Annotated in this window: 11 protein-coding genes; 6 read left to right on the forward strand and 5 right to left on the reverse strand. The window is 43.2% G+C overall.

The window, feature by feature from the left end; translation table 11 throughout:
• Positions 1 to 49: 49 nt before the first annotated feature.
• From yajC to secF, 3 genes are read left to right on the forward strand one after another with little or no spacing between them, the layout of a single operon-like run.
• Positions 50 to 379: a preprotein translocase subunit YajC gene (gene yajC, locus FTU06_RS13395; RefSeq protein ID WP_078191271.1), complete on the forward strand. Its 330-nt coding sequence runs from the start codon at positions 50 to 52 to the stop codon at positions 377 to 379.
• A gap of 54 nt (positions 380 to 433) precedes the next feature.
• Positions 434 to 2,332, forward strand: coding sequence for a protein translocase subunit SecD (gene secD, locus FTU06_RS13400; RefSeq protein ID WP_111885819.1), 1,899 nt, complete (start codon positions 434 to 436; stop codon positions 2,330 to 2,332).
• A 10-nt stretch (positions 2,333 to 2,342) separates the two neighbouring features.
• Complete coding sequence (gene secF, locus FTU06_RS13405) at positions 2,343 to 3,305, forward strand: protein translocase subunit SecF (protein ID WP_180102843.1); 963 nt, start codon at positions 2,343 to 2,345, stop codon at positions 3,303 to 3,305.
• 62 nt (positions 3,306 to 3,367) lie between these two features.
• Here secF and FTU06_RS13410 read toward each other — a convergent pair whose 3' ends face one another.
• From FTU06_RS13410 to cysM, 5 genes are all read right to left on the reverse strand, one after another.
• Positions 3,368 to 4,018, reverse strand: a complete 651-nt coding sequence (locus tag FTU06_RS13410; protein ID WP_180026757.1) for a hypothetical protein — start codon at positions 4,016 to 4,018, stop codon at positions 3,368 to 3,370.
• Between the two features lie 79 nt (positions 4,019 to 4,097).
• Positions 4,098 to 6,404: a bifunctional (p)ppGpp synthetase/guanosine-3',5'-bis(diphosphate) 3'-pyrophosphohydrolase gene (locus FTU06_RS13415; protein WP_078194183.1), complete on the reverse strand. Its 2,307-nt coding sequence runs from the start codon at positions 6,402 to 6,404 to the stop codon at positions 4,098 to 4,100.
• A gap of 33 nt (positions 6,405 to 6,437) precedes the next feature.
• Complete coding sequence (gene rlmD, locus FTU06_RS13420; protein WP_180147143.1) at positions 6,438 to 7,826, reverse strand: 23S rRNA (uracil(1939)-C(5))-methyltransferase RlmD; 1,389 nt, start codon at positions 7,824 to 7,826, stop codon at positions 6,438 to 6,440.
• 6 nt (positions 7,827 to 7,832) lie between these two features.
• A complete protein-coding gene (locus FTU06_RS13425) occupies positions 7,833 to 8,651 on the reverse strand; it encodes a 3'-5' exonuclease (protein ID WP_180009011.1) in 819 nt (272 codons plus the stop codon).
• Positions 8,652 to 8,683: 32 nt separating this feature from the next.
• Positions 8,684 to 9,604, reverse strand: a complete 921-nt coding sequence (cysM, locus tag FTU06_RS13430; RefSeq protein WP_111885452.1) for a cysteine synthase CysM — start codon at positions 9,602 to 9,604, stop codon at positions 8,684 to 8,686.
• 153 nt (positions 9,605 to 9,757) lie between these two features.
• On the opposite strand from cysM, the gene FTU06_RS13435 reads away from it, so the two are divergent.
• From FTU06_RS13435 to FTU06_RS13445, 3 genes are all read left to right on the forward strand, one after another.
• Positions 9,758 to 12,565: an ATP-binding protein gene (locus tag FTU06_RS13435; protein WP_180147146.1), complete on the forward strand. Its 2,808-nt coding sequence runs from the start codon at positions 9,758 to 9,760 to the stop codon at positions 12,563 to 12,565.
• A 111-nt stretch (positions 12,566 to 12,676) separates the two neighbouring features.
• Positions 12,677 to 13,465, forward strand: a complete 789-nt coding sequence (locus tag FTU06_RS13440; RefSeq protein WP_180109245.1) for a crotonase/enoyl-CoA hydratase family protein — start codon at positions 12,677 to 12,679, stop codon at positions 13,463 to 13,465.
• 32 nt (positions 13,466 to 13,497) lie between these two features.
• Positions 13,498 to 14,367 (forward strand): NAD(P)-dependent oxidoreductase, encoded by an 870-nt coding sequence (locus tag FTU06_RS13445; protein WP_180147149.1) that lies wholly within the window; start codon positions 13,498 to 13,500, stop codon positions 14,365 to 14,367.
• Positions 14,368 to 14,383 lie beyond the last annotated feature (16 nt).

The raw sequence follows: 14,383 nt of genomic DNA on the forward strand, positions 1-14,383 counted from the left end.
TTATTTATCAAAGTATTGATAACCAGTTTTTTTAGTTTAGGAAAATGAAATGAGCCTTTTTATTTCTACTGCTCACGCGGCAGGTGAAGCTGCACAGCAACCAAGCATGATGGCAAACCTGTTGATGATTGCGGTATTTGTCGCAATCTTCTACTTCTTGATCTGGCGCCCTCAATCAAAACGTGCAAAAGAACATCGTGCACTAATTGAAAGCCTAGGTGTTGGTAGTGAAGTTGTTTTTGCGGGCGGTTTAATGGGTAAAATCACAAAAATCGAAGGTGATTTTGCAGTTGTTGAACTGAACCGTGGCGTAGAAGTAAAAGTACAACGCGCAAGTGTGATTTCAGTTCTGCCTGAAGGCACTCTAAATAACCTTTAATCAAAAAATAAGTCGTGCACCCGCACGGCTTTTTTCATTTTAAGAAGAAAACGAATGCGTTACCCAGCATGGAAATATCTACTGATTCTAGTGGTACTAGTCATCAGTACATTATATGCCCTGCCAAGTTTGTATCCTGATGAACCTGCTGTTCAAATTTCAGGTGCCAAAGCCGGTACCCAGATTGACCAAAGCATCGTACAAAAAGCAGAGCAGATTTTAAAATCTGAAAATATTGCCAGCCATGACAATAGCTTCACCAATAATGCCGCTTTATTACGTGTTGATTCGAGCGAACAACAATTAAAAGCGAAAGAAGCACTGCGTCGTGGGCTCGGTGAAAATTATGTCGTCGCACTGAACCTTGCGCCTACTACGCCAGAATGGCTACAAAAAATTGGTGCTAAACCAATGAAGCTAGGTCTGGATTTACGTGGTGGTGTACATTTCCTACTTGAAGTGGATATGGATAAAGCCATTTCACAACGTATGGAAACGTCTGCGGCTGACTTACGTCGCCAACTTCGCGACAATAAATTAAAATTCAATAGCTTATCTTTGAACAACAACACCATTACGATGCAATTTGCAAATAATGATGACCGTTCTGCAGCTATGGATTTCCTTCGTCGTAACGGCAATGAATATACTCAACAAGCGGTTGCAACAACTGAAGGTTCAACACTACGTTTAAGCTACACAGATACACGTAAACAAGAAATTCAGTCTTATGCTGTTAACCAAAACTTAACGACTTTACGTAACCGTATTAACGAGTTAGGTGTAGCGGAAGCATTGGTGCAAACCCAAGGTAGCAACCGTATTGTGGTTGAATTACCGGGTGTACAAGATACTGCTGAAGCAAAACGTGTACTTGGTCGTACTGCAAACCTTGAGTTCCGCTTAGTTTCTGACTTAAATGATCAATACATCGATCCATACACAGGTCAAGCAAAAGGCTCATTACCGCCGGGTACCGAAGCTTTTGCTTATGAATCTTTGGACAGCGGTCGTCAATTATTGCTTAACCGTAACCGTATCTTAACGGGTGAACGTGTACAAAACGCGTCATCAGGCTTTAGCCAAGATACAGGTGGTGCTGAAGTAAATATTACTTTGGACACTGCGGGCGGTAAGTTGATGTCTGAAGCTACTCGTAATGCTGTAGGCAAACGAATGGCTGTTTTGTTCATCGAGAACAAACAAAAAATTAGTTATGTTGCAGATCCTGCAACAGGTACACAAACTGAAGTTCGTACACCTTATACCGAATCTGTAGTCATCAATGCGGCAACTATTCAAGCTGTATTGGGTTCTCAGTTCCGTATTACCGGTCTAGATTCACCTCAAGAAGCATCTGAACTTGCATTGATGTTACGTGCAGGTGCTTTGGCAGCGCCAATGTACTTCGTTGAAGAACGTGTGATTGGTCCGAGTCTCGGTCAAGAAAACATTGACAAAGGCGTATTATCAACTCAAATCGGTTTCTTATTGGTTGCGATTTGGATGGTAGTCTTCTTCCGTGTGTTCGGCTTGATTGCCAACTTTGCACTCGTGGTTAACCTTGCCATGATTTTAACCATCATGTCTTGGATTGGCGCGTCCCTCACCCTTCCGGGTATTGCAGGTATCGTAATTACCATTGGTATGGCGGTCGATGCCAACGTACTGATCTGTGAGCGGATACGAGAGGAAATTAAATGGGGTGCCTCGCCGAAACAGGCGATTGTTGCGGGTTATGATCGTGCGTATAACACCATCTTTGACTCCAACTTAACCACATTCTTGGTTGCTTTCATTCTGTTTGCAATTGGTACAGGCCCGATTAAAGGCTTCGCGGTTACCCTAATGATTGGTATTGTGTGCTCGATGTTCACAGCGATTACCGTGACACGTGCAATCGTACAAATCATTTATGGTAAAAAACGTAACCTGAAGAAGTTGAGCATTTAGGAGATCGAAGATGACTGAAAATACTCAACCGAAACAATACGGCCGTCCGGACAACGAGCGCATTATTCCGTTTATGAAGATTGCCAAACCGGCAGCCTTGATATCGATTGTCTTAACGCTCGCAAGTATCTTTTTTATTTGCACCAAAGGTCTAAACCTCGGTTTGGACTTTACTGGTGGTGTAGCAGCAGAGTTGAACTATAGTCAACCAGTAAAATCTACCGATGTGAGCTCAGCGCTGACAAAAGCTGGTTTTAAAGATCCTGTAGTACAAACCTTAGGATCTGACCGCGACCTGATGGTTCGTATGCCAGTTCAAAAAGACATTGAAGCTGAAGACTTAACCAAAGCCATTACGACTGCTGCTCAATTGCCGGGCAATAAAGCAGAAGTACATAAAGTTGATGTGGTTGGCGGTCAAGTCGGTAATGAACTCTACGTGCGTTCTGCTGGCGCTGTAGGTCTTGCCCTACTGCTCATGCTGGTTTATGTCACTATTCGCTTTGAATTCAAACTTGCGATGGGTGCTGTACTGTCTTTATTCCACGATATCGTGGTGACCATTGGTATCTTTGCCATGATGCAGTGGCCGTTTGACTTAACAGTTTTGGCTGCGCTACTCGCGATTATCGGTTTCTCGCTCAACGATAACATCGTTGTATCTGACCGTATTCGTGAAAACTTCCGTAAGATTCGTGGTGCTGAGCCTCTCGAAGTTGTCAACAGTGCATTAACTGAAACACTTCGCCGTACCATTCATACCTCAATGACACTATTACTGGTTGTTGTAGCGATGATGGTACTGGGCGGTGATGGTCTGAAATGGTTCTCTGTTGCAATGTTTGTTGGTGTATTTGTGGGTACATATTCATCAATCTACATTGGTACAGCCTTCGCGTTATGGCGTGGCCTGAACCGTCAAGACTTCATTGTACAAGTGAAGCCTGAATTTGAAGAAGAAGAGATTCCTTAAGCTTTTCAACTTATAGTTCAGATCAAAACCCATCTTCGGATGGGTTTTTTTATGCGACTACCTTAAATAAATGAGCTAGGCAAAATCGCAATAATAGGATGTAACTTTTTAATATCGGATTGCAGGAATTCTACCTGTCGTTTTTGGTCTAGACTTGCAAATTGCCATGTATCATCTGTTTGCTGTATCACGTTTAAAATTAAATTTAAGCCATTTCGCAAATATACACAGGCTAGATCCGATCTCTCTACCCCTCGCCGTTCATCACAGACCACAAGCCAACCCTCTTGTAATACAGGGGCATAATACGATGCTGTGATGCGAATCAAATACAGGTCTTGAGTGTTTTTAAATAATGCTGAATATTGAGATGAATCATTTGAAATCGGTTTTAAAGAAAATGCCTGTGTCTCAACCACCTGCATTTCAAAAAGGACCAAGCTTGCTTGCTCCTCAGTGCACTTGTCTTGTTCTATAAACTGAACCTCATTATCTAAACTTCCCTTAATGAGTCCCAATTGTGACTCTAATTCACGTGCAAATTTCTCTCCAATCTGCCGATGACTATTTAATAATTGGGAAATTAAAGGAACCGCTAAGCCAAAATGTTCACACACAGCTTTACCATTTTTAAAGGGGCCTGTTGCAACCCAATGGTCAATGGCTTGTGTTAGATTCTGTCGACGCTTTTCAAAAAGCTCTGAAGGCAGCATAAGCATTCAATTTTATAATTTCTCTCCCCCAATATAATAAAAAACCCGCACGCAGCGGGTTTTTTATACAGCTTTATTTTTAGCTACCTTGTACCAAGCGACGTGCGCTGATAATGCCTGGTTGTTGCTCTAGACGTGCCAACAGTTTCGATAACTGCGCCAAGCCTTTCACTTCAATCAACAGCTTCATATTGGCAATACCATCACTTTCGGAAATCGTATTCACCTGACGAATATTGATTTGGTCTGAGAAAATCACTTGAGTCAGATCTTTAAGCAAACCACGACGGTCATAAGCTTCCACCACGATTTGCACACTTTGACCACGAGTTGGCTGCATTTCCCAATCCGCTTCAACCGCACGTTCAGGCTCTTGCCCAATCATACGGATATAATCCGGACATGCGACCTTATGGATACTTACGCCACGATTCAGGGTGATATAACCAGCAATCGATTCACCATGCACAGGCTGACAACACTGAGCAATGTGTAGTTCTACATTGTCCAAACCATCAATCAAAATACCATGCGCCGAAAGCGTATGACTTGCACGTGGGTTCAAGGTCGGTTTTAACACCAGTTCAGGCTCATCCTGATCGAGGTGCATATGACGGTTAACCTGATTGATTAAGGCATGTAAGCTAATGTCACCACTCACCAAGCCAATCAATATATCTTCACCCAATTTCACATTAAAATGATTGCAGTAATCATTCAAATCGATACTTTTCGGGTGAATCGCCAAACGTGACAATTCTTTATTCAGAATCTCACGTCCCACTTCCAAGTTTTTACTACGGTCTTGCTGACGGAACCAATGACGCAACTTGTCACGTGCTCGAGCCGTCTTGATATAACCCAACGAGTTTACCAACCAATCTCGGTTTGGTTCTCGATCTTTCTTGGTTAAAATCTCGACCTGTTCCCCAGTTTTTAGGGTATAGGTTAAAGGTACATAACGTTGGTTTACTCGTGCTGCATAGCATTTGTTGCCCACTTCAGTATGCACATGATAGGCAAAGTCGAGCACAGTTGAACCGCGTGGTAATTCTTTGATATCACCGTCACGACTGAACACATAGATTTTCTCAAAATCTTCAAACTCTTGGATTTGTTCGAAGTTTTCAGAAGCCTCATCTTCTTTATGGGCGCTGGCATCATTTCGTTCTTGATAATGTTCAAGCACTGCACGTAAAGAATGTAAGCGATGATTAAATGAATAATCTGTGGTTTTAGAACCTTCTTTATAGTTAAAGTGCGAACACACCCCGAGCTCAGCTTCTTCGTGCATATTATGCGTACGAATTTGCACTTCTAAAGATTTGTTCTCTGCAATCACGGCCGTATGCAGTGAGCGATAACCATTGGCTTTCGGGTTGGTAATATAATCATCGAACTGATGCGGAATATGACGCCAAATCTGATGAACGATCCCCAGTGTGTGATAACACTCAGGTACATTATCCACCAAAACGCGAACTGCTCGAATGTCATAAAGCTGATCAAAGCTCAGGTTCTTACTCTTCATTTTTCGATAAATCGAATAAATGTGTTTCACCCGACCATTAATCTCGGCCTCAATGCCATGATCTAACAGTTCTTTACGCAACTTTTCTGTCACGAACTGAATATATTGCTCACGCTCTAAACGTTTTTCATTCAGTAAAGAGGCAATTTCTTTATAGCGTTCAGGTGCTAGATAACGGAAAGCAAGATCTTCAAGCTCCCACTTAAGCTGTGCAATCCCTAAACGGTGCGCGAGCGGCGAATAAATGGTTAAAATTTCTCGTGCGACACGCTCTTGTCGCTCTTTGGTTGAGTGCGCCAACTCACGTAATGCATAGGTACGTTCAGAAAGTTTGATTAATACAACACGAACATCTTCGGTCACAGAGATCAGCATTTTATAAATGCCGGTCAAATGTTCACGCTGATTATTATTAAAATGATCTTCTAGACGTTTATTTTGCTCAATCAGGTCAGACAACTTACCCATGGCAAGCGTGCCTTTGACCAAAGCATGCACTTGATCGCCAAATTTGCTTTGGACTTCTTCTAAACTGGTTACGCCTTCACGAACACTTCGATACAGCATGGCTGCTGATAACGTATCTTCATCCGCATACAGATGAGCAAGAATATCCGCCATTTCAATACCCGTATAGAAGGTATTCGAGCGATGGTTGACCGTTGTTTCAAGTTCATTCTGCAAGGTCAGATGTGCAACTTCTTCGAGTTGCTTTAGAGGAGCCCCGTCAAACATGCCACTCACACGCTCTAGCCATTCAGCTAAATCATGCTGTGCTTGCTCGGCATGTTCTACAGTCGTTTCCTGAGACAGCTCATTGAGACGTCCAGGTAATTGTTCACGTACTGTGACCATACCCTACTCCTAGTTTTCTACGCTTCATAACTTTTAATCGTTTATCTGATTTTCTTTTTCGAACAAAGCAATCGATTCGACATGCCCTGTATGGGTAAACATGTCCATGACACCCGCTTTTTTCAAACGGTAGCCTTGTTGTACCAGCATTCCAGCATCGCGTGCTAGTGTTGCAGGATTACATGACACATAAACGATTCTTTTTGCACCAAATTTGGGCACATAACGCATTATTTCTTCTGCACCAGAACGTGGTGGGTCTATCAATAATGCATCAAATCCTTGTTTTGCCCAAGAATGATGCGAAAAATCTTTTGTTAAATCTTGTGAATAAAATTTCAGTTGCGAAAGGCCATTGTTTTGTGCATTTTCTGCACCACGCTGAACCATTTCTTCACTCCCTTCAACTGCAACGACTTGACCCGTTGAACCCACACATTGAGCAAGTGGTAAAGAAAAGTTTCCTAAGCCACAAAACAGATCTAGAACTCGCTCACCCTGTTGTAACTGAAGCAATTCACATGCCAGTTTCACCATTTGCGGATTAATCGTGGAATTCACTTGCGTGAAGTCTTGAGGATTAAAGCCAAATTCCACAGCAAAGTCACTTAGACCATAGTGCAGACGCATCGGTGCATCGGGATGATCCACACGATGTAAGCTGTCCGGTCCCTCAGGTTGTAAGTACAGTTGCCACTCTTTATGTAACGCAAATTTTACTAATTGGTTGACATCTTCCGCGCAAAGTTCCGCCGTATGACGAATCAGGAGAGCAATTTCTTGATCTCCCATGGCCAGTTCCATATGCCCAATATCTGCTTTACCTTGCAAACCTTGTAACAGTTGTTTGAGTGTGGTGATTGAGCCAAACTCACGATCCAACACCATACAACGGTCAATCGAAGTCAGTTTATTTGACTGGCTTTCACGAAAGCCGACCACGAGCTTATCTTTTGCAGGTAAGTAACGCACACCGATACGCGCTTTACGACGGTAATCTTCACGCAATGAACGTAAAGGAGCTAACCATTGATCAGGTTGTATCCCAGCAAAATGTTGCAAATGTGATTGTAAAACATCTTGTTTTAAACGAATTTGCTCGTCGGGATGAATATGCTGCATGCTACACCCACCACAGACCCCATAATGTGGGCAGGCCGGTTTAACCCGTAGAGCAGACTCTTCACTCAGCAATTCCAGACTATCTGCTTCTTCGAGACGCTTAACGACATTAGTAATACGCGCATGCACCGTTTCACCTGGCAATGCATAACGAATAAATACTTTCTTACCGTGTTTTTCCGCAGGATGATCTGGATGCGTCCCAAAGTGCGCTATGCCTCGCCCCTCATGTGAAAGCGATTCAACCTGAAATGTATAAATGGGTTGTTGGGCTTTTTGGGGTTTGGCTTTGTGTTTCATGCGTACCTAATGTGTGGAAGATGGGAAATCAGATTGGGTGAATTCGGTACGTTGCGAGGTTTGCTGCCATACCAATAAAAAGTCAGCGTGTTGCGGCTGAGTTTGTAAATATTGAATCGTACTTTGAATCAAGTGCTGATGATCATTTAACAATAACTGTCCTTTCAGCAACAGCCAGCGTAAATAAATCAACCATGTATTGAGCACATCACCTTCACAGTAGCTGGTCAGTTCCATCCACTGTTGTTCACGCACATATTCAGGCACATGGTAGCCACCATCACCACGTTTACCGGGGAAACCAAGTAAATGTGCTGCATCGTCGAGCTTTTGAAAATGACGACCATGGAACATGGCCATGACATCCATCAAATCTACATGACGATGATGATAACGATTCTGGTAGTTATTATAGCGCTTTTGCGTATCAATCTCGCCCTGATCGAACAAACTTGGTGCAGATAGTCCGTGATACATGGCACGGAACAAAATCACAGGCAAATCAAACTGTGAACCGTTCCAACTGACCAAGGTCGGATGACGCTTTTCAAAAATAGAAACGAATTTTTTTAAAATTTCAGCTTCGCTATTGTCTTCACGGCTAAATGAAAACAACTTCATGCCCTTTTCATCAATCCATAGTCCAGAGATACAGACAATTTCATGCAAGGCCAAACGCTGAAAATCCGTGCCCGCCTCTTGGCGACGCAGTTTAGTCAGCGCAGCATCTAGATCCACCTCAGGCAGATCCAGTCCATACAAATGCGCACCTGACTTCAAATCTGTCAGTGTTTCGATATCAAAAATTAAAACAGGTAAACGCATAAGTACTCACCAGTGCCGATCGGCCACTGTAATTATTCAGGATCAACAACAGAGAATAGACCAGTAGACAAGTAGCGGTCTCCACGGTCACATACGATGCAAACAATCATGGCATCCGGATTTTCTTCAGCCAATTTAACTGAAGCCCATACCGCACCACCCGATGAAGTACCTGCACTGATACCTTCTGTACGTGCTAAACGACGAGCCGTTTTTTCCGCTTCAATTTGCGGAATATCCATAATGCGATCAACACGTGAAGGGTCAAAAATCGTAGGAAGATATTCTTGTGGCCAACGGCGAATACCAGCAATGTTTGAGCCTTCAGACGGTTGTAAACCGACAATTTGAATATCCGGATTTTGTTCTTTTAAATATTTCGAAATCCCCATAATGGTCCCGGTGGTTCCCATTGAGCTGACGAAATGTGTAATTTTACCGCCTGTTTGTTTCCAAATCTCAGGCCCCGTAGTGAGGTAATGTGCTTCCACATTGTCCGGGTTACCAAACTGGTTTAGGACTAAACCTTTGCCATCTTTTTCCATTTGAAGGGCAAGATCACGTGCTTCTTCCATGTTTTCAGATTCGATCAGTTCAGCACCGTAGGCACGCATGGCATCTTTACGCTCTTGGCTAGAACTTGCAGGCATGATCAAGGTCATTTTATAGCCACGCATTGCTGCAACCATAGCTAAAGCAATCCCTGTATTTCCGCTCGTCGCTTCAATCAACGTATCACCCGGTTTAATCTGACCACGCTTTTCCGCTTGCATAATCATGTTATATGCAGGGCGATCTTTGACCGAACCCGCTGGGTTATTGCCTTCTAACTTGGCTAATACTGTTGCTTGAGTATGACTTGCCAGACGCTGTAAACGCACTAACGGCGTGTTGCCGACGTAATGGTCTAATAAAAAATCGTCTGCTTGAAAATCAGGGGTTGTATTACTCATTATTCACACCTATATCGAGGTGCGCCTATTGTATGAAAAAATGCCTTTGCCTGCACCCATTTGCCTCGCTTTTTCGCGAAAGTGATTAAAGCGCAATCAGTTTTAAATAATCCATGCTAATATTCGGGGCATAAGGAATAAACTGCTTAAACCATGTCAAATATCAACAAAAAGCTTTTTAAACGCCTACACTTAAATCATGCCTATGGTCAGTTGATTGCACTTATTTTCGTGCCGATCACCATTTTGGCCTGTGTCGGTGCAATGTTGGTAATAACAGAAACCTCCAATGCAGCCAAAGCACAACAAAAACAAATGGCTGTCGCGATCCTGACGCGCTATCAACCCACGTCAGAATCTGCCATAGAGTTACTCAACCATTATCCGTGGCAGTTTGATCAAGCTCGTAATGCCATGCAAAGCATGTTGAACGAAAAACATTTGATTCGTGCTGCGATTATAGATTTCAAAGGCAATAACCGCCTGAGCATTGGCTTTCAAGATCAAGCTATTTGGCCTGCTTTTGAGAGTAAAGCATCTTTTATTGGACCAATTCCACATCAGGGTAACCATGTTTATGCCCTGAAAATTTCAGATTCAACCCAGACGCCGGCATGGTTAAGCATTGAACTGGATAATCAACCGCTGCAAATTGCCCGCTATCGCGTGTTAATCGTGTTGATTGCAACAGGTTTATTGACACTCTTATTACTTTTGCTGTGTTTGAATTTTTATTCACGTCGTTGGATCGCACCAATGTACGAAATTCGCATGCAGTTACAACGTTTAAATGCCGATACTCTAGATCAGCACATGATCATTAACAGTACTGGCGAGCTCCGTTTATTACAGCGTGATATTGCCAATGTGGTTAAACGCTTACATTTCAGCTTTTTAGAACTGCGTGAACATACCGAACAAACTGAAGATGATTTAAGACGCACGCTTGATACTTTAGAAGTGCAAAACATCACCTACCGTCAAGCACGTGACCAAGCAATCCATGCCAATCAGTCTAAGTCGGTGTTCTTGGCCAATATTTCCCATGAACTGCGCACACCGCTGAACAGTATTGATGGTTTTATTCATCTTTTACTGCGCCAAGGCAACCTCAGTAATGAGCAAAATTTATATCTACAAACGATTCGTAAATCTTCTGCACATTTATTGGCTTTAATTAATGACGTGCTCGATTTCTCCAAAATTGATGCCGGCAAACTAGAACTCGAAACTGCGCAATTTGACCTAGAAGAAGCCGTCTTTGATGTGATGGATATGTTGTCGCCATTGGCAGCACAAAAACACATCGACATGACCTTCTACTATGCGGACAATGTGCCGAAATTTGTGGTTGGTGATGTCCTACGCTTCAAGCAAATTTTGACCAACTTAATTTCAAATGCAATTAAATTCACTCCAGATGGTGAAATTATTGTCCGTGTCCGTATGGAGCATGATGACATCGGTCAATGTCTGCTGCACTTTAGTGTGCAAGACAGTGGTATCGGCCTAAGCGGTACCGACCGTAAGAAACTGTTTGAATCCTTCTCGCAAGGTGATGCATCTGTTACCCGTCAATTTGGTGGTACAGGTTTAGGTCTTGCCATCTCCAAACAATTAGTCAGCCTGATGCATGGACAAATTGGTTTTGAAGATAACCAAGAACGTGCCCCAACAGAAAAAGGTTCAACCTTCTGGTTTACTGCGCGCTTTGTGGTCGATGAAGAAATTGAAATTGTGCATCCACAATTTAGCAATCTACAAGTCGTTTCCTACTTAGCACATCCAGCAACCGCCAATGTCCTGCGTCATTACTTAGAAAATTATGATGTTGAACATATTGAAACGCAGTCGATCCTTGATTTATTTAGTCGACTCAATCAGCTAAAAACCAATGAAAATACCTGGTTGATCGTCGATCACAGTGGTGACTCCGAAGCCTTACTGAAAGAAATTCGTCATCGTTATAGCGGTAACTTAGCGGTTTATGGCTACCAAATGATGCTCGATCCAAGCATGTTGAACGAGTACCGTGCTCGCCCATTGCATCAACCACTCAGCCGTACAGCGCTGATTCAGTTATTGAGTAATGAGCCTTGGTTTGATCAAGAGCAGCATGAAGAATTTAATGGTCAAGGTCTGCACATTTTAGCTGTCGACGACCATTTACCAAACCTGATTGTGCTTGAAGCCCTGCTCTCTGAGTTGAATGTGAAAACCACCAAGGCTTTGAGTGGACAAGAAGCCATTGAAATCATTCAAGCTCGCCAAGAGCAAGGTTTGACGGCTTTTGACCTCATCTTTATGGATATTCAAATGCCAGTGATGTCAGGTGTCGATACCACGCGTGCCATTCGTTCACTTGAGTCGACTTTTGAAAATCATAAGCGCCTTCCAATTATCGCTTTGACGGCACATGCGCTCTCTGATGAAAAACAAAAGCTCCTGCAAAGTGGTATGGATGACTATGTCACCAAGCCCATTCAAATGGATCAAATTATTCAAATCTTGACCCAATGGACTACCGATAACTTTAAGAAAGTGCCGGTTTTAGAGCGCAGTTCGGTGATTGAAGCCCTAGAGCCAAGTATTTTAGATTGGCAGCAAAGCTTGCAGTTGGCCGCGAATAAAGAAGACCTTGCAGTCGATTTACTGAAAATGCTCGTCGATAGCTTTGAGCAAGAAACCCATGAAATGGCACAGCTCATAGAAGATGAAGATTTTCCACAATTAGAGCATGTACTACATCGGCTTTATGGCGCAACCCGCTATGTGGGCGCTCCAACCCTCCAAGAGGTTTCAGGTCAATTTGAGCAATTTGTTTCGACCTTACGTAAGGAACGCCGTAAAGCGGATGACGCTTTTGTCCAAGAAACCCTGAACCGTTTTGATGAGTTAAAAAATGTCATGGCGCAAGTTGAACACGCAGCTCAACAAATCTTAGCCAAACAAAATAATTAAGCGCAGTCCGACTAAAGTCAGTGCCGTCTAGCTTCTGTTGTGACTGCACTGTCATGTATCCTGTCAGGGTGCATGCTATGCTCGGGCGCAGAAACAACAAGAGTAATTACCATGGCTTTATTACGTGTAGAAAAAAATAATGGCATTGCAACGGTTTACTTAAACCGTCCAAAAAAACGTAATGCAATGAGCTTTGCATTGCTCAAAGAATTGGTCAGCACCGCTGAAAAATTAAAAAAAGATCGTAGCTTACGCTGTGTCATTTTAACGGGTGAAGCCAATGTATTTAGTGCTGGCATTGATTTGGCTGACCTCAATGATCCGAAAAATCGTGCCTATGCCGCGTGGGAACTGTTAAAGCCCGGTCAAAGTTTATTTCAAAAAGCCTTTCTGATTTGGCAACAACTCCCTGTGCCGGTGATTGCCGCACTTGAAGGCTTTTGTTTTGGAGCAGGCATGCAACTTGCCTTGGCTGCCGATATCCGTATTGCCCACCCGAAAACGCAAATGTCGATTATGGAAAGTCGTTGGGGCTTAGTCCCTGATATGGGCTTAACCCGCTCACTCAAAGGTGTGATTGGACTGGATTTAGCCAAAGAATTAACCTTAACAGCACGTATTTTTGACGCAGAATATGCCAAGGAAATTGGATTGGTGACACATTTAAATGAACAACCTTTGCTTCAGGCGCAACAGTTAGCCGAAGAATTATCACAACGTTCTCCAGATGCTTTGGCAGCAGCAAAACAAGTCTTAGATGCCATGGAACATAGTCCAAAACGATCTTTACGCTTAGAAAAAATCTGGCAATTAAAATTACTGCTCGGCAAAAACAGCCAATTGGCACGTAAAAAAGACAAGAACCCTGAGGTTCAGTTTTTACCACGCCAATATAAGTAAAATAGTCACACAGGATAGATTGAGTACAGCACATGGCGTTTGATCGTAATACAAAAATTGCATTTTTAGGTATGGGGCTGATGGGTAGCCGCATGGCCACGCGCCTCATTCAGGCAGGATTTGAAGTTGCGGTGTGGAACAGAACTGCTGCTGCGTGTGATGAGTTGATTGCGATTGGCGCGACAGCGCTTCAATTGGAGAAGATTGCCCATTATCCTGTGGTTTTATCTTGTCTCGCAGATGATGCTGCTGTTGCTGCGGTATATGCAAGCATCGAAAATCATTTAGCGGCAGGACAAATTATTGTCGACTTCTCGAGTCTATCTGTGAATCAAACCCATCAATTGGCTCATGCTGCAAAGTTGAAACAAGTCACTTGGATTGACTCGCCTGTTTCGGGGGGCACAGCAGGTGCTGAACAAGGCACCTTGGTCATCTTTGCCGGTGGTGATGCTCAAACGATTCAAGATTTGAGTCTGATCTACAATGTTTTATCTCAACGTGTTACCCGCATGGGCGACTCAGGTACAGGTCAAGCCACCAAAATTTGTAATCAGCTGATCGTCGCTGCCAATAGCACGTTAATCGCAGAAGCTGTCGCACTGGCCGAGAAATCAGGTGTAGACACCTCTTTATTAGCACCAGCACTTGCTGGTGGTTTTGCAGATTCAAAGCCTTTTCAGATTTTAACCCCACGCATGGCAACGCATCAGTTCGAGCCTGTGCAATGGAAAGTTCAAACTTTATCTAAAGACCTGAATAATGCAGTCCAACTGGCTGCCCAGTTTGAATTAAGCATCCCTGTTGCCAGCCTTGCTTTATCGCAACTCAAAGCCCATCAGGACAATGGTTTTGCAGAAAAAGATTTAGCCACCATCATTCAACATGTCGAACATAACTAACGACTTTCACTTTAGA

It is taken from the genome of Acinetobacter sp. YH12052, assembly GCF_013419835.1.
GTDB classification, from domain to species: Bacteria; Pseudomonadota; Gammaproteobacteria; order Pseudomonadales; family Moraxellaceae; genus Acinetobacter; species Acinetobacter amyesii.